This window comes from Nonomuraea sp. NPDC047529, assembly GCF_040642995.1.
In the GTDB taxonomy this organism is placed as follows: Bacteria; Actinomycetota; Actinomycetes; order Streptosporangiales; family Streptosporangiaceae; genus Nonomuraea.
This window is the reverse complement of record NZ_JBEYTJ010000055.1, coordinates 20,228-35,691: the sequence shown is the minus strand read 5'-3', so window position 1 is coordinate 35,691 and position 15,464 is coordinate 20,228. Positions and strand designations below refer to the sequence as shown.

The window sequence follows — 15,464 nt, the reverse complement described above, 5'->3', positions numbered from 1 at the left end:
GGCACGGCGCGACTCCGCGGCTCCGTCCTCCGCCCACCGGCCCGGAAGGACCGCGCGTGACCGACCTCGACTCCCGCCTGCGCGCCTGGCGGCACGACCTGCACCAGTGCCCCGAACCGGCCTTCGCGGAGCACGCGACGAGCGCCTACGTCGCCGGGACGCTGGAGGCGGCGGGCCTCGACGTCGTCCGGGGCGTCGGCGGCACCGGCGTCGTGGCCTCCCTGACCAGGGGTGGCGGCGACCGCGCCATCGGGCTGCGGGCCGACATGGACTGCCTGCCGCTCGACGAGCCGGGCACCCGCGCCCACGCCTCCCGCAACCCCGGCTTCATGCACGCCTGCGGCCACGACGGGCACATGGCGATGCTTCTCGGCGCCGCCGCCGTCCTCGCCGCCGAGGGCGGCTTCGACGGGACCGTACGGTTCGTCTTCCAGCCCGCGGAGGAGCCCGGCCGCGGCGCGCGGGCCATGCTCGACGACGACCTGCTCGTACGCTTCCCCGTCCAGGCCATGTACGGCCTGCACAACCTGCCCGGCGTCCCCGCGGGCCACCTCCTGACCCGCGCCGGGGCCATCATGGCCGGGGAGGACAACTTCGAGATCCGTATCCGGGGACGCGGCGGCCACGCCGCCCGTCCGCACATGGTCGTCGACCCCATCGTCGTGGGCGCCGAGATCGTCCTGGCCCTGCAGACCGTCGTCGCCCGCAACGTCGACCCCGCGCTGCCCGCCGTCGTCTCCTGCACCGACTTCAGCACGGACGGCGTGCGCAACGCCATCCCCGGCGAGGTCGTCATCACGGGCGACACGCGCAGCTTCGACCCCGCCGTCGGCGAGCTCATCGAGGACCGGATCCGCCGGCTCTGCGAAGGCATCGGCGCGGCCCACGGCGCGACGTGCGCCGTCACCTACACCCGCGAGTTCGCCACCACCGTCAACGACGCCGCCTGCGTCGCCGAGGCGGTCGGGGCGGCCGTCGCGGTCGCCGGCGAGGAACGCGTCGACCCGGACTGCGCGCCCGTCATGCCCAGCGAGGACTTCGGCGTCTTCGCCGAGGCCGTGCCGGCCTGCTTCGCCTTCCTCGGCAACGGCACCGAACCCGGCCGGGGCGGCGACCCGCTGCACAGCAGGCAGTACGACTTCAACGACGCCGTCCTACGGACCGGGACGGACTTCTACGTGACGCTGGCCCGCCGCGTCCTGAGGGGCGACGCCGCCTCGGTGCCCCCGGGCTGACCGCCCGGTTCCTCCGGCGTCCGCAGGTCGACGGGGCCGACGGGGTCGATGGGGCCGGTCGTCAGCCGGCGTCCCGGCGCGGGCCGGTCCACGTCTGCGTGACCGGGCCGTCCGGGAGCGTGACGTCCAGCTCGCGGCACCACGGTCCCGGCGGCGTCCAGCCCTCGGCCGGCCTGAAGGTCACGCGCAGCCGGCGGGCCGAGGGCGGGACCACCCCGCCCAGGTGACGGCTTCCGTGCGCGGCCCGCCCGCCCTTCGAGTCGTAGGCGCCGTTGTTGTCGCCGCTGTAGTCGGTGCCGAGGTCGTCCTCGGTGGACAACATCCAGTACCAGAAGAACGGCCCCTTGCTGTCCGTCTCGTCCTCCCGCAGCCCCGGGACGAACTCGTAGTGCAGCATCCCGCCGCCGTCCGACAGCTCCAGCCCGCGGGCGACCACGTGGTGGCCTTCCAGCAGCTCCCCGAGGTCGAGGTCGAAGGCGAGGTCGAGACGCCTCGACCCGTCCCACCTGGCGAAGTAGGCGTCGGTGGCCGTACGCGGCGGAATGCTGATCATGACCCCCATCTTGGGACATAAGGGAGAACCCGGCCAACCGGTATTCCGCGGCGCGCGCTCACCCGGCCGTGTGCGCGAGGACGGCGGCGGCCAGCTCCTCGTGCACCTCCGGCGGCAGCGTGTGCCCCATGCCCGCCACGATCATCAACCGCGCCCCCGGCACCTGCTCGGCGATCAGCGCGCCATGGCCCGGCTTGGCCGGCTCGTGGCTGCCCTCGATCACCAGCGTCGGCGCCTTGACCTGGCCCAGCACGCCCACCGGCTCGAAATCGGGCTTGGCGCCCGCCGCCAGCCGATGGTTGACCGTCGCCGACAGGTCCCGGGCCCGGTCGTAGATCCGCTCCTGCGACCGGCGCGCCGCGTCCTCGTCGAACGGCAGCCCGGTGCCGTGCAGCAGCCGTTGCTCGGCGATCATGCCGTCGATCGCCGCCCGCCGGTCCGCCGGCGGCGGGGACGCGATCAGCGCCTGGTAGAAGGCCACGAACTCCGGCGCCGGCTCCGGCAGGCTCCCCTCCGGCTGCGGCTGCCCGAGCAGCGCCCGCATGATCACCTGGCCCTCGCCGCCGCCCAGCGGCGAGGACCCGATCACCGTCAGCGAACGCACCCGCTCCGGCCGCTCCACCGCCACGAACTGCGCCAGCAGCCCACCGGCCGAATGACCGACCAGGTGCGCGCTGTCCAGGCCGTGCGCGTCCATCACCCGGTAGACGTCGTCCTTGATGGCCTCCCACGTGTACGGATCGGCCTCGAAGTCGACGGTGTCCGACATGCCGGTGTCGCGGTGGTCGTACCGGATGACCCGTCGGCCGCCGGCGGTCAGGCGGCCGACGAACTCGTCCGGCCACAGGACGCCCTGCGACATCGAACCCATGATCAGCAGAATCGGCTCGTCGTTCTCGGCGCCGAACTCTTCGCTCCAGATGTTCACGTTTTGCATGACTCAGATCCTGCCGTCGCCGGTTACCGGCGCCTTCTGTAGAACTACCAGTCGCGCCAGATCAGTACGGGAGCCGATGCCCAGCTTCGGATAGATCTTGTACAGGTGGTACTCGACCGTACGCGGGCTCAGGAAGAGCTGGGCGGCGATCTGCTTGCTGGACAACCCGTCGGCGACCAGGCCCGCGATGCGCAACTCCTGCGGGGTCAGCGCGTCGAGCACGGCCACCGGCGGCGCCTGCCCGCTCTCGCCCGCCGCCCGCAGCTCCTCCTGCGCGCGCCGCGCCCACGGCCGCGCGCCCGCCCGCTCGAACGTCTCCCACGCCATCCGCAGATGCGCCCGCGCCTCGCCGGGACGCTGCCCCCGGCGCAGCCGCTCGCCCAGCAGCAGAGCCGTCCTGGCCGCCTCGAAGGGGTTGGTGTGCAGGCGCAGCGCCTCCTCGAAGGCGTCCTCGCGGCCGTCGGCCAGACCCCGGCAGCGCGCCAGCAAGGCCCGCGACTCCGGCGTCGCCGCGTGCCGCGACCACCGCTCGTACGCCTCCAGCGCCGCCCGCGCGGCCGCCTCGTCACCCGCCCCGACGGCGGCCTCGACCCGGTCGGGGGTCGTCCGCCAGACCACGGCCGGATGCCCGGCGCCCGGTCCGGCCGCGGCGATGGCCGCGAACCGGTCGCGCGCCGCCGCGTGCCGGCCCAGGCACAGGTCGAGCAGCGCCGGCGCGTACGCCGCCACCCCCGCCCGCAGCCCCACCCGATGCGGGACGGCGATGGCCAGCGCCTCGCGGGCCTGCCGCTCGCAGGCCTCCTCCTCGCCGCGCAGCGCCGCCACCACCGCCAGGTTGGCCAGGTGCGCGGCCACCGTGTTCTCGTAGCCGGCCTCGCGGGCCAGCTCCAGACCCTCCTCCGAGAGGGCCTGGCTGCGCGCCAGCCGTCCGGCCAGGCGTTCGGCGGTCGCCACGAACTCCAGCACGACCGGCAACTGCCCCGCCATGCCCGACACCCTGGCCACCTGCCCGGCCCGGCCGGTCAGCTCGGCGGCCAGGTCCGTCTCGCCGAGCTGGCTGGCCGCGGCCGCCGCCCACAGGTGTGCGGCCGCGTCCTCCAGCTCGCCGGCCCGCGCCAGCGCCCGCCGCAGCAGGCCGGGGCCGGTGGCGTCGCCGTCGAGGGTGAGGCCGATCCCGGCCACCGCGTCCCGCAGGAAACCCTCGGGGTGCGCCGCCGCCCGCCGGCCGAGCTCGACGATCATCGGGGTGTCGCCGACGTACGCGGCCGCCTCGGAGGCGTCGGCCAGCATGTCCAGGCTCTCGCCCGCCGCCAGGATGCGCACGGCCTCGGCGGCGTTGCCCGAGTTCAGCTCGAACCGGCCGCGGAGCTGGGCGATCTCCATGGTGACGGCGGCGTTCCCGGCGGCCCGTTCGCGCGCCTCGGCCAGCAGCGACTGCGCCTGGCCAGGACGGCCGCCGAGCCAGGCCGCGACCGCGGCGTCCTTCAGGCGGACGGCACGGGCGTCCGGCTCCGGGGTCAGCTCGGCGGCTCTGGCCAGGGCGGTGGCGGCGGCGCCGTACCCGCCGCGGTCGCGCGCCCGCCCGGCGGCGGCCACCAGCGCGGCCGCGACCTCCTCGTCCTGGCCCAGGGCGGCCCCGGCCAGGTGCCAGGCGCGGCGGTCGTCGGCGGTCAGCTCCGCCAGGACGGCGTGCACCCGGCGCACCTCGGCCGGGGCGGCCGCCTCGTGCACCGCGGACCGGATCAGCGGATGGCGGAAGCGCACACTCGTGCCCGACACCTCCGCCAGCTCCCCCTCCTCCAACTCGGCCAACGCCGCCCGCCCGGCCCCGGCCTCCCCGGGAACCGGCGCCGCCCGCTCGGCGAGCAGCCGGTCGGCGGCGCGCAGGACCACGTCGAGGTCGCCCTCGACGGCGGCGACCAGGGCGGTCAGCCGGGCGGGGGCCGACAACGCGGCCACCCGGTCGCCGAACAGCCGGGCGCCGCCGGGCAGCGGGTCGGGCAGCGGTTCGCGTCCGGCGAGCTGCGCGGGCGTCAGGCGGGCCGCGATCTCGCCCAGGGCCAGCGGGTTAGCGCCGGTCAGCGTGACGAGCTCGCGCCGCACCCGGACGGGCAGCACGCCATGGCGGGACTCCAGCAGCTCGTCGGCGGCGGCCTCGGCCAGCCCGCGCACCTCCACCGTCAGCGGCACGCCCTTGACCGGCGCGTCCCCGCGCACGGCGAGCAGCAGCGCGATGCGTTCGGTGGCCAGCCGCCTGGCGGCGAACAGCAGCGCGTCGGCCGAGGCCCGGTCGACCCACTGGAAGTCGTCCACCACGCAGACCAGCCCGTCCGGCGCGGCCGCCTCGACCAGCAGCGAGAGCACGCCGGCCGCCAGCAGGAACCGGTCACCGTCCCCTCCGGCGGCCAGCCCAAGGGCCGCGCCGACGGCCACCCGCTGCGGCTCGGGCAACGCGTCGAGCGAGCCGGTCACCGGCCACAGAAGCTGGTGCAGCGAGGCGAACGCCAGGTCGGACTCGGACTCCACACCGGTGATCCGCAACACCCGCATCGCGCCGCCGCGCGCGGCCGCCGCGTCGAGCAGGGCCGTCTTGCCCGCCCCCGCCTCCCCGCGCAACACCACCGCGCCGCCGGAGCCCTCGCCGGCCCGCGCGATCACCTCGTCAAGGGCGCTGATTTCCGCAGATCTGCCGTAAAGCACAACCCCTTACTGTAAACGCGCCGCTCAGGCCGCCGAGACAGGGCGAGGCACGCGGCCCGGAACCCCGTCCGCCACACTGGACCCATGGAGTACGTCGGACGGGCGCCCGCGCCGCCGCTCGACCGGTTCATCGACGACATCTACTGCCTGACCGGAGTGCCGCGGCACCGCCGGATGAGTGTCCCGCCGATGCCGTCGGGACACCTGTTCATCAACCTGGGCGGCCCCACGCGCCTGTGGGACTCCGACCCTTCCGTGCCGCCGGCGGTGCTCGCCGACGGATGGTTCATGGGGATGTGGACCAGGCGGTTCCAGTACGAGTACCCCGCGCGGGTGCGGCTCGTCGGGGTGCACTTCAAGCCCTGGGGGCTGTCGCCGTTCGTCGGGGTGCCGGCGTCCGAGCTGCGCGACCGGTGGGTGCCGGTGGACGCCGTCTGGCAGCGGTTCGTGGACCGGATCCGCGAGCGGGCGGGCGACGTCGTCCCGGCGGCCGAGATCCTGCGGGTGGTGGAGGAGGAGCTGCGGTCGCGGTTCGCCGGGGCGGGGTCGCGCAACCTCGACCTCGTCCGGCACGCGGGCGACCGGCTGGAGACCTCGCACGGCGTCGTCCCGGTCGGCGCGCTGGCCGACGCCGCCGGGGTGAGCGGCAACCACCTGGCCGCGCAGTTCAGGTCCCATGTCGGCGTCACCCCGAAGCGGGTGGCGCGGATCTACCGATTCGCCCGGCTGATCCTGTCCGTGGACGCGCCGCGTCCGGTGGACTGGCCGGGGCTCGCCCACGCGGCGGGCTACTTCGACCAGGCCCACTTCGGCAGGGAGTTCAAGGACTTCACCGGACACACCCCGACGGAGTACCTGGCGCTGCGCCGCCGGTTCCCCGCCGAGCCGGGGTTCCCGCCGGACAACGGCCCGATGCCCGCCGATTGATTTTCTACAAGCCCGGCCGCCCCCGGGGGCGACAGGATCGGAGGCGAACGCGCGACGAGCACCGAGGAGACCCCGTGGGCACAGTGATCATGCACAACGTGATGTCGGTGGACGGCTTCATCGCCGACGACCACGACGCCGTCGGGCCCCTCCACGACTGGTACTGGAACGGCGACACCCCGATCACCCCGGACGACGACCAGGACTACGACCACTCCGGCACCGGCGGCCGGTTCCGGATGTCCAAGGCGTCGGCGGAGTACGTCGGGCCGATCTGGGCCTCGATCGGCGTGATCGTCATGGGCCGCACCCTGTTCGACCTGGTGAACGGCTGGGAAGGGCGGCCGCCCGCGGGTGACCACGTGGTCGTGGTGTCCCACCGGCCCAAGCCCGAGGGCTGGCACCCCGAGGCGTCGTACCACTTCGCCGGCGACGTGACGGCCGCGGTCGCCAAGGCCCAGGAGCTCGCCGGCGACCGGGTCGTCAGCGTGAACGCCGGCGACGTCGGCGGCCAGATCCTCGCGGCCGGCCTGGTGGACGAGGTGGCGATGGACGTGGTGCCGGTGGTGTTCGGGTCGGGCAAGCGCTACTTCGGCCGCCTCGACGGGCGGCACCTGCTGGCCGGCCCGCACGTCGTCGTCCAGGGCGAGGGCGTGCTGCACCTGCGCTACAAGGTGCGCCGCTGACCCTGGTCGATGATCCGCGCCAGGTCCCTGCGGAACGCCGACCCGTCCAGCGAGGGGTGGCTCATCCTCCTGTCGGCCAGGACCTGCCCGATGTGGTCGAAGCGGAGGGGGCGCTGCCGATCCGCGGAAGCTAGCCTGACGCTGTGACCTCCGTTCTGCTGTGGTGCGTGCTCCTCGGCGTCGCCCTTCTGTACGGCGCCGCCGTCCGGGGCACGGCCGGGATCACGGTCGCGGTCGCGGCGGGCCTGGTGGCGGCGGCGACGGTCGTCGCGGCGGTCCGCGGATGGCCGCCGGAGGCGTCGGCGGGCGTGGCGTTGTCGGCGGGCGGGGTGGGCGCGGTCGTCTGGGCGCTCGGGCGGGCGCACCGGCGGCGCCGGACCCGGCGGGAGGCGCTGGCCGCGCACCGGGTGGCGCGGGCGCGGGCCGGCGAGGCGGTGGCGGACGCCGTACGCCTCAGGATGGCCGCCGAGCTGCACGACACCGCCGCGCACCGGCTCACCGGTATCGCGGTGGGGGCGGCGTCCGCGCGGCTCGTGGCCTATCCGGCGCTGGGGGAGTCCGCCCTGCGCCACGCCGGGGAGGCCGCCGGCCTGGCCCGCGCGGAACTGGCCGGTGCGCGGGCCGCCGCCCCCGGCCTGGCGGCGATCGACACCCTGGTCGAGGACTGGGCCGTGCCCGGCGGAGTGCGCTACCGCAGGACGGCCGCCGCCGCGTCCCCCGAGATCGCGGCGGCCGCCTACCGGGTGGTGCGCGAGGCGCTCACCAACGCCGCCCGGTACGCGACCGGCGCCCGGCTGGAGATCGCCGTCCTGGCCGGACCCGGCCGCCTGACCGTCGAGGTGAGCGACACCGGAGGCGGGGGGAAGCACGGCGACCTCGGCACCGGCCACGGCCTGTCAGGGCTGGCCACCACCGTGGCGGCCTGCGGCGGCACGCTCACCGCCGGCCCGGACACCGGCGGCTGGACGGTCCGAGCGGCCTTCCCGGCCCCCACCGGACCGGCCCCCACCGGACCGGCCCCCACCGGACCGGCCCCCACCGGACCGGCCCCCATCGGCCCGGCCCCCATCGGCCCGGTCCCCGCCGGACCGGCCCCGCTCCGCGGGGCGTGGTGGCGCGGGCGGCGGGCGTGGGACGCGGCGCTGGCCGGGCTGGCCGTCGCGTTGACGATGGGGGCGAGCCTGCTGCCGGGAGGCACTCCGGCGCCGCGGGACTTCCTCGTGCTCGGCCCGCTCTTCGTCCTGCACGCCCTGCCCCTGTGGTGGCGGGTGCGGCGGCCCGGGTGGAGCCTGGCCGCGATGTTGTCGATCTATCCGGTGGCGATGGCGGGCTGGACCCCGACCCCCGCGGGCGACCTGTTCCTCTGGGCGTGGTGGGTGGAACTGGCCCAGCTCTACGCCTTCGGCGCCCACCACCCCAGGCGCAAGGGCGTGCTCGCGATCGTCGCCGTCGGCCTGGTGGGCGGCCTCGCGCTGGCGCTGGGCCCGGGCATCTCCGGGAACCGGACGGCCGTGTGGGCGGTGCTCGCGGCGGCCGTGGCGCTGCTGTCGGCCCCGGCGTGGGCGGCCGGCGTCCTGGTCGGCGGCGCGAGGGCGCGGCGGCGGGCGGCGGAGACGGCCGAGCGCGACCTGCTCCGAGGCCGGCTGGCGGACGTGGCCCGCGGCGAACGCGAGCGGATCGCCGAGGGCCTGCGCGGCACGGCGGTCCGGCACGCGGACGCCGTCGTCGCGGCGGCCGGGAAGGGCGACCTCCAGGCGGTCCTCGACGCCGCCCGCGCCGGGATCGACACCCTCCGGCGGCTGCTGGACGAGCTGCGCCGCCCCGCCGGGGCCGACGGCCCGCCGCCGACGCTCGCCGGGCTGGAGGTGCTGGCCGCGCGGCGGCAGGCGGGCGTGCGCCACGTCGGCGACTTCGGCGGGCTGGCCCCCGAGCTGGAGGTGGGCGTCTTCAGGGCCGTCGAGGAACTGGCCGGGGAGCGGATCACCGTGTCCTACCTCCCCGAGGGCGTCCTGGTCGAGGGGACGGCGGCCCGCCGCGCCCGGCGGCGGCTGCACGCCCTGGCCGACGGGTACGGCGGCGCGCTGGCCACCGGCGGCCGCGACGACGTGCGGGTATGGTTGCCCAGATGATCAGGGTGATCGTCGTGGACGACCAGGCGGTGGTCCGGGCCGGGATCGCCGCGGTGCTGGCCGCCGAACCCGACCTCGACGTGGTCGGGCAGGCCGCCGACGGGGAGTCCGCCGTGGCGCTCGCCGCCGAGCTGCGGCCGGACGTGGTGCTCATGGACGTCCGGATGCCCGGCCTCGACGGGCTCGCCGCCACCGCCCGCATCACCGCCGGCACCCCCGGCGCCAGGATCGTCGTGCTGACGACGTTCGGGCTGGAGGAGTACGTGTTCGGGGCGCTGCGCGCGGGCGCGTCCGGGTTCCTGCTCAAGGACGCCGAGCCCGCCCGGGTCGTCGACGCGGTGCGGGTGATCGCGCGCGGCGACGCGCTGCTCGACCCGGTGATCACCCGGCGGCTGCTCGAACGTTTCGCCGCGGCGGCCGACCCCGGCCCGCCCGCGCGGGCCGACGGGCTCACCTCCCGCGAGCGCGAGGTGCTGGGGCACGTCGCGCGCGGGCTGTCCAACGCCGAGATCGCCGCCGTCCTGGCGCTCAGCCCGGCCACGGTCAAGGATCACGTGGCGGCGATCCTGGCCAAGCTCGGGGTGCGCGACCGGCTGCACGCGACCATCCACGCCTACGAGTCGGGCCTGATCCGTCCCGGGGCCGGCTGACCCCCGCCGCCGGGCGGGGGTCAGGTTCGATCGTGGGCAGGAGGAGAGGCGGCGCCCGCCTTCCTAACGTTGTGCCGTATGAAACGTGTGTCAGGCGCGATCCTGCTGGTGGGCGCCGAGATCGCCGCGGTCGCCGCCGGGGCTCTGGCCTTCCTGCTCGTGGCGGCCGTGACGGCCGCCGTGCCGCTGTTCGCGGGGGCGGGGGTGCTCGCCGTCGCCGCCGTCAGCGGGCTGCTCGGACGTCCCGCGCTGCGGATGCTCGGGCTGCCCCGGCTGGTCCTTCCCTACGTGGTGGTCAACACCGTGGCCCTTGCCGCCCTCGCCGGGCTGGCGGCCTTCCGTCCCTTTCCCGTCCCGCCGCCCGCCGCGACGCCTCCCGGGGTCGCGTTCTGGCAGCTCCCGACGGGCTCCCGCCTCGCCTACGTCAAGCTCGCCGGGTCCGGTACGGCGGGCCGCCCACCCGTGATCTTCCTGCACGGCGGGCCGGGAACGCCCGGCGAGGGGCTGCCGGAGGGCAGCGAGGACCTGGCCGCCGCCGGGTTCGACGTCTACGCCTACGACCAGCTCGGCGCGGGCCGCTCGACCCGGCTGGCCGACCCGGCCGGTTACACGGTCGCCCGGCACGTCGCCGACCTGGAGGCCGTCCGCCAGGCGCTCGGCGTCCCGAAACTCATCCTGGTCGGCAGGTCGTGGGGCGGTACCCTGTCGGCCGCCTACCTCGCCGCCCACCCCGACCGGGTCGCCAAGGCCGTGCTCACCTCGCCGGGCGCCATCTGGGAACCCGCCTTCCCCGGCGGCGTCGGCAGCCCGTGGGACGGCCTGCCCGCCCCCCTCCAGGCCAGGGCCGACGCGCTGACGAGCTCCCCGCGGATGCTGGTCCAGTCGCTGCTCCTGGGGGTGAACCCGGCCGCGGCGCGGGCGCTGGTCCCCGACGCCGAGGCCGACGCCCGGATGCGCGCGCTGCTGCTCGTGGCCAAGGACGCCACCGGCTGCGCGGGCGCCGAACCCGCCCCCGTGCACGGGAACCCGCCCGGCTTCTACAGCAACCAGGTCACCGCCGAGGACGCCGCCGCCCTCCCCGACCCGCGCCCCCGGTTGCGCCGGGTACGGGTGCCGGTGCTCATCATGCGCGGGCAGTGCGACTACCTGAAGTGGGAGGTCACCTACGACTACCGGCGCACTCTGCCGGACTCGACCCTGGTGTACGTCCCCGGCGCCGGCCACTCGATCGCCAACGGCCGTCCCGACCTCTACCGCGGCCTGATCGGCGCCTTCCTCCTCGACCGCCCGCTGCCCGTCCCGGCCTACACCGGCACCACCGACCCCGCGGGGTCCTAGATCTGTCCTAGATCCGCCGCCGCGCACGCGCTCGCGGAGACGGCGGCGATCTTAGGATGCGGGTGACCCACGGCCCGGTCCGGCCGGGCGGGGCGGGAGGAGAGATCGCGTGCAGCAGGACGAACGGCTACGTCACAGCTCGTCATTCGGAGCCGCGGCGGCCGCGTACGCCGAGCACCGCCCCGACTACGCGCACGCCGCGGCGGCCTGGGCGCTGGAGGGCGCGCCGGGGCGGCGGGTGCTCGACCTCGGCGCCGGCACCGGCAAGCTGACGGCGACACTGACCGGGATGCTGACCGGGCCCCTGACCGGGACACCGGCCGGGACGGGCGTCGAGGTCGTCGCGGTCGAGCCCGACCCGGAGATGCTGGCCGAGCTGCGCCGCGCGCTGCCGGACGTCCGCGCCCTGCCGGGCAGCGCCGAGGCGATACCGCTGCCGGACGCCTCCGTCGACGTGGTGCTGGCCGGCAACGCGATGCACTGGTTCGACATGGCCGTCGCGGGCCCCGAGATCGCCCGGGTCCTCGCGCCGGGCGGCGTCCTGGCCGGCCTGTGGAACGTCCTCGACGACGGGATCGACTGGGTCGCCGGGCTCGCCCGGGTCAGCGGGGACGAGGCCGTCGGCCCGCGGGACACGCCCGCCCGCTGGCGCGCCGAGACGGCCGGGATGCACCTGCCCAGGACGGGGGCGCCCGCCCGGTTCGGGTCGCCGGAGCAGGCGGAGTTCCCGCACGGGCAGCGCCGCACCGCCGACTCCCTCGTCGAGACGCTCGCCACCAGGGCGGGGATGCTGGTCATGCCCGAACAGGAACGAACGGCGCGCCTCGCTCGCATCCGCGCCTACCTCGCGAGCCGTCCCGAGACCGCCGAGGGCGAGTTCACCCTTCCCATGCTGACCGCCGTGCTGCGCGTCCGGCGGTTGTGACCGTCACGGCCACGAAGGGGCCTTCACACGCCGCTCGATCCGGGCAACAGTGATCACAAGGCCGGGGACGACGGCCAGAAGGGAAGTGCCGATGTCCGGCGCGCCGCTGTACGACACCATCGGAACCGCCTACACCGCGACGCGGCGCACCGATCCGCGCATCGCCGAACGGATCTGGGCCGCGCTCGGCGACGCCCGGACCGTGCTGAACGTCGGCGCGGGCACCGGCTCCTACGAGCCGCCCGGCCGGTACGTCCTCGCGGTGGAGCCGTCGGCGCTCATGCGTTCGCAGCGCCCTCCCGGGGCGGCGCCGTGCCTGGCGGGGGCCGCCGAGCGCCTGCCGTTCGACGACCTGGCCTTCGACGCGGCGATGGCCGTCTCGTCCGTCCACCACTGGCCGGACGTGATCGCGGGGCTGCGCGAGATGCGGCGGGTGGCCCGCCGCGTGGTGGTGTTCACGCACGACACCAGTGCCGCCGGCTGGCGCGACCGGTTCTGGCTCTCGCGCGACTACCTGCCCGAGGTCATGGACCTCGTGGCCGGCCGGCCGCTGGTGACCGAGCTGGCCGACGCCGTCGGAGCCCGCCTGGAACCGGTGCCCATACCGTGGGACTGCGCCGACGGCTTCTTCGAGGCCTTCTGGCGGCGGCCGGAGGCGTACCTGGAGGAGAACGTCCGGCGCGGGATGTCGGTCTGGTCCAGGCTCGGCGCGGACACCGAGCGGCGCGTGGTGCGCGACCTGGGTGACGACCTCGCCTCCGGCCGGTGGGCCGAACGCAACCGGGACCTGGCCGGCCTCGACGAGGCCGAGCTCGGCCTGCGCCTGCTGATCGCCTAGCTGAAACCGACCTGCCCGGCCCCGGCCCCCGCCGGGGCCGGGCCGTCTCAGCGGTTGCGCAGGATGACCTTCCCGACGGTACGGCGGGCCGCGAGGTCCGCCAGGGCCTGGCCGGCCTGCGCGAGGTCGTACTCGCCGCCGGTCATCGGACGCAGGCGTCCGGCGGCGGTGAGCTCGATCAGGTCGGTCAAGGGCGCGGCGGCGGTGCTGCCGGGCAGGCGCAGGTGCGCGCCCAGCCAGTAGCCGCCCACCGCGATGTTGCGCTCGCCGAGCAGCCCCGGGTCGATCGGCCGGGGATCGACGCCGCCCGAGGCCCCGTACGTGATCAGGCGTCCGAAGGGGGCCAGGGCGTGCAGCGCCGCCTCCAGCAGCGGCTCGCCCACCGCGTCGAGCACCACGTCCACCGGGGCGCCGCGGTTGGCCTCGACCAGGCGGCCGGTGTAGCCGTCCGGGGCGCTGTCGACGACGGCGTCCGCGCCGAGGCTCAGCACCAGCTCCCGCTTGTCCGCCGTGGACGCCGCGCCGATCACCCGCCCGGCCCCGGCCTCCTTCGCCAGCTGCACCGCCAGGTGACCCACCCCGCCCGCGGCGGCGTTGACCACCACGCTCTCCCCGGGCGCGACCCGCGCCGCCGTACGGACGAGATGCCACGCGGTCAGGCCCTGCACCAGCAGCGCCAGCGCGGCGCCGGCGGGCAGCTCCTCGGGGATCTCCACCGCCTCCTTCACCAGCGCCTTCGTGGCGTAGGCCCGCTCGGCGAAGGCGAGCACCCGGCGGCCCTCCGCCGTCCGGCCCACCACTTCGCCGCCCGGCACGAACGGCAGCTCCGGCGGCAGGTACGACCCGCGCAGCCGCTCGATGTCGGCGAAGTTGAGCCCGGCGGCCTCGACCTCCACCAGGGTCTGGCCGGGGCCCGGCACCGGATCGGGCACCTCGGCCAGGGTCAGCACGTCGGGTCCGCCAAGTCGTTCAGCACGCATCACTCTCATGCCCCAGACGCTAGGGGGATCGCGAAAGCCCAGCCAGGAGGTGCCGTTTCTGGTTGACGCGGAATGCATGAAGACCCTTCATACGTTGCCGTGCCGTGGACGATCTCACCGCGGCGGAGCTCCGCGTCCTGGTCGCCGTCGACGGCGAAGGCAGTGTGTCGGCGGCCGGCGTACGGCTGGGGCTGACCCAGTCGGCGGTCTCGCACGCCCTGCGCGCCGCCGAACGGAAGATGGGAGCCGTCCTGTTCCAGCGGGGACGGGCCGGCGCCCGGGCCACCCCGGCGGGGGAGGCCGCGGTCGGGCACGCGCGGCACATCCTGCGGCTCATGGAGGTCATGCGGGCCGACACGCGCACCGCCGGCCTCGGCGAGGCCACCGGGACGATCCGGCTGGCCGCCTTCCGCAGCGCCGCCTTCCACCTGCTGCCGCGCGTGCTGGTCCGCTTCGGGCAACGGCACCCCAAGGTCACCGTCGACGTGCGCATCGTGCCGGACCTGGGCCGGGGCATCGCCGGCGAGGTGGCCGACGGCCGGGCCGACGTGGGCGTCGTCTCCCTGCCGGTGTACGTGGACGGCCTGGTCTGCGAGGAGCTGTACGAGGAGCCGTACGTGCTGGCCCACCCGCTGGGGCATCCGGACCCGCGGTCGCTTCCCATGATCGACTGGCACGAGAACTGCTCCGGCGAGACCCGGCGCTGGCTGGCCGCGCAGGAGTGGATCCCGCCCGGCGACATCACGGTCGAGGACGACGGGGTCGTCATGTCGATGGTCGGCCACGGGCTCGGCGCCGCGATCGTGCCCCGGCTGTCCACGGTGGACGCCCCGGCCAGGGTCGCCATGGCCGAACTCGGCGAGGGCGCCCCGCGCCGCCGGGTGGGCTACGTGACCACCCGCGAGCTGACCGGCTCCGCGCTCATCCGCGACCTTCTCGGCGAGCTGCGCGCCCTCCGGCCCCCCGCGGCCGTGCGAGCGGCCACCCATCCATGAGCCGCCGCTGACGACCGTTTGGCCGTGCGCGGGCTCGCCATGGGTACGGTCCCTGTCATGGAAGAGGTGCCGCCGGCGACGAACGACATCGTGGACCGGCTGCTCGGCGCCGCCAACGTCCACGACGTCGAGGCGGTGCTGCGGTGTTACGCGCCGGACGCGGTCGTGGTGAGCCCCGAGATGGAGGCGGGCAATCCCGAGGAGATCGCCTCCTACTTCACCCAGATCTGGGACGGCTTCCCCGACCTGCGCTTCACCCTGTGGGACACCGTCGCCGTGGGGGACACGATCGCCACCGAGCTGACGGCCACCGGGACGCACACCGGCCCGTACCTGACGGTCGGGGGAGAGGTGCTCGCCGCCACCGGCCGCCAGATCACCGTACGGGCCTGCTGGTTCTGGGACCTGCGCGACGGGCTCGTCTCCAGCCAGCGCCTCTACTACGACCAGCTGGAGATCTACGCACAGGTCGGCCTGCGCCTGCCGCTGCCCTTCGAGGGCCCCGGGAACGGCGGTCCTGAACCGTCCTGAAGTGCGGTTATTCGCGTGATACGTCCGATCATGGGTAGGG

14 protein-coding genes are annotated in these 15,464 nt (G+C 75.7%); 10 read left to right on the top strand and 4 right to left on the bottom strand.

What is annotated here, in order from left to right; translation table 11 throughout:
- The first annotated feature begins 56 nt into the window (after positions 1-56).
- The gene (locus tag ABZ815_RS47530; protein ID WP_357708575.1) at positions 57-1,235 is read left to right on the top strand and encodes an amidohydrolase; all 1,179 of its coding nucleotides are present in this window, start codon (positions 57-59) and stop codon (positions 1,233-1,235) included.
- Positions 1,236-1,296: 61 nt separating this feature from the next.
- On the opposite strand, the gene ABZ815_RS47525 is transcribed toward ABZ815_RS47530, so the two are convergent.
- From ABZ815_RS47525 to ABZ815_RS47515, 3 genes are read right to left on the bottom strand one after another with little or no spacing between them, the layout of a single operon-like run.
- Positions 1,297-1,788: a hypothetical protein gene (locus ABZ815_RS47525; protein ID WP_357708573.1), complete on the bottom strand. Its 492-nt coding sequence runs from the start codon at positions 1,786-1,788 to the stop codon at positions 1,297-1,299.
- 58 nt (positions 1,789-1,846) lie between these two features.
- A complete protein-coding gene (locus ABZ815_RS47520; RefSeq protein WP_357708571.1) occupies positions 1,847-2,725 on the bottom strand; it encodes an alpha/beta fold hydrolase in 879 nt (292 codons plus the stop codon).
- 3 nt (positions 2,726-2,728) lie between these two features.
- Positions 2,729-5,425, bottom strand: coding sequence for a LuxR family transcriptional regulator (locus ABZ815_RS47515; protein ID WP_357708569.1), 2,697 nt, complete (start codon positions 5,423-5,425; stop codon positions 2,729-2,731).
- An 84-nt stretch (positions 5,426-5,509) separates the two neighbouring features.
- Between ABZ815_RS47515 and ABZ815_RS47510 the strand changes: the two genes are divergently transcribed.
- The 7 genes from ABZ815_RS47510 to ABZ815_RS47480 all read left to right on the top strand — a co-directional run bounded on the left by ABZ815_RS47510 (position 5,510) and on the right by ABZ815_RS47480 (position 12,918).
- On the top strand, positions 5,510-6,352 hold the full coding sequence (locus ABZ815_RS47510) for a helix-turn-helix domain-containing protein (protein ID WP_357708566.1): 843 nt from the start codon (positions 5,510-5,512) through the stop codon (positions 6,350-6,352).
- Between the two features lie 74 nt (positions 6,353-6,426).
- A complete protein-coding gene (locus ABZ815_RS47505; protein ID WP_357708564.1) occupies positions 6,427-7,038 on the top strand; it encodes a dihydrofolate reductase family protein in 612 nt (203 codons plus the stop codon).
- A 143-nt stretch (positions 7,039-7,181) separates the two neighbouring features.
- On the top strand, positions 7,182-9,167 hold the full coding sequence (locus ABZ815_RS47500; protein WP_357708562.1) for an ATP-binding protein: 1,986 nt from the start codon (positions 7,182-7,184) through the stop codon (positions 9,165-9,167).
- Positions 9,164-9,817, top strand: a complete 654-nt coding sequence (locus tag ABZ815_RS47495) for a response regulator transcription factor (protein ID WP_357708560.1) — start codon at positions 9,164-9,166, stop codon at positions 9,815-9,817. Before ABZ815_RS47500 ends, ABZ815_RS47495 begins: the two co-directional genes overlap by 4 nt.
- Positions 9,818-9,895: 78 nt before the next feature.
- Complete coding sequence (locus ABZ815_RS47490) at positions 9,896-11,155, top strand: alpha/beta hydrolase (protein ID WP_357708558.1); 1,260 nt, start codon at positions 9,896-9,898, stop codon at positions 11,153-11,155.
- A 109-nt stretch (positions 11,156-11,264) separates the two neighbouring features.
- Positions 11,265-12,080, top strand: coding sequence for a class I SAM-dependent methyltransferase (locus tag ABZ815_RS47485; RefSeq protein ID WP_357708556.1), 816 nt, complete (start codon positions 11,265-11,267; stop codon positions 12,078-12,080).
- Positions 12,081-12,171: 91 nt separating this feature from the next.
- Entirely contained in the window at positions 12,172-12,918 is a 747-nt protein-coding gene (locus tag ABZ815_RS47480; RefSeq protein WP_357708554.1) for a methyltransferase domain-containing protein, read from the top strand.
- A 47-nt stretch (positions 12,919-12,965) separates the two neighbouring features.
- Here ABZ815_RS47480 and ABZ815_RS47475 read toward each other — a convergent pair whose 3' ends face one another.
- Complete coding sequence (locus tag ABZ815_RS47475) at positions 12,966-13,907, bottom strand: zinc-binding dehydrogenase (RefSeq protein ID WP_357708551.1); 942 nt, start codon at positions 13,905-13,907, stop codon at positions 12,966-12,968.
- A gap of 95 nt (positions 13,908-14,002) precedes the next feature.
- Between ABZ815_RS47475 and ABZ815_RS47470 the strand changes: the two genes are divergently transcribed.
- Together ABZ815_RS47470 and ABZ815_RS47465 are read left to right on the top strand one after the other, a co-directional pair.
- The gene (locus ABZ815_RS47470; protein ID WP_357708549.1) at positions 14,003-14,893 is read left to right on the top strand and encodes a LysR family transcriptional regulator; all 891 of its coding nucleotides are present in this window, start codon (positions 14,003-14,005) and stop codon (positions 14,891-14,893) included.
- Between the two features lie 57 nt (positions 14,894-14,950).
- Positions 14,951-15,424, top strand: coding sequence for a nuclear transport factor 2 family protein (locus ABZ815_RS47465; RefSeq protein ID WP_357708546.1), 474 nt, complete (start codon positions 14,951-14,953; stop codon positions 15,422-15,424).
- Positions 15,425-15,464 lie beyond the last annotated feature (40 nt).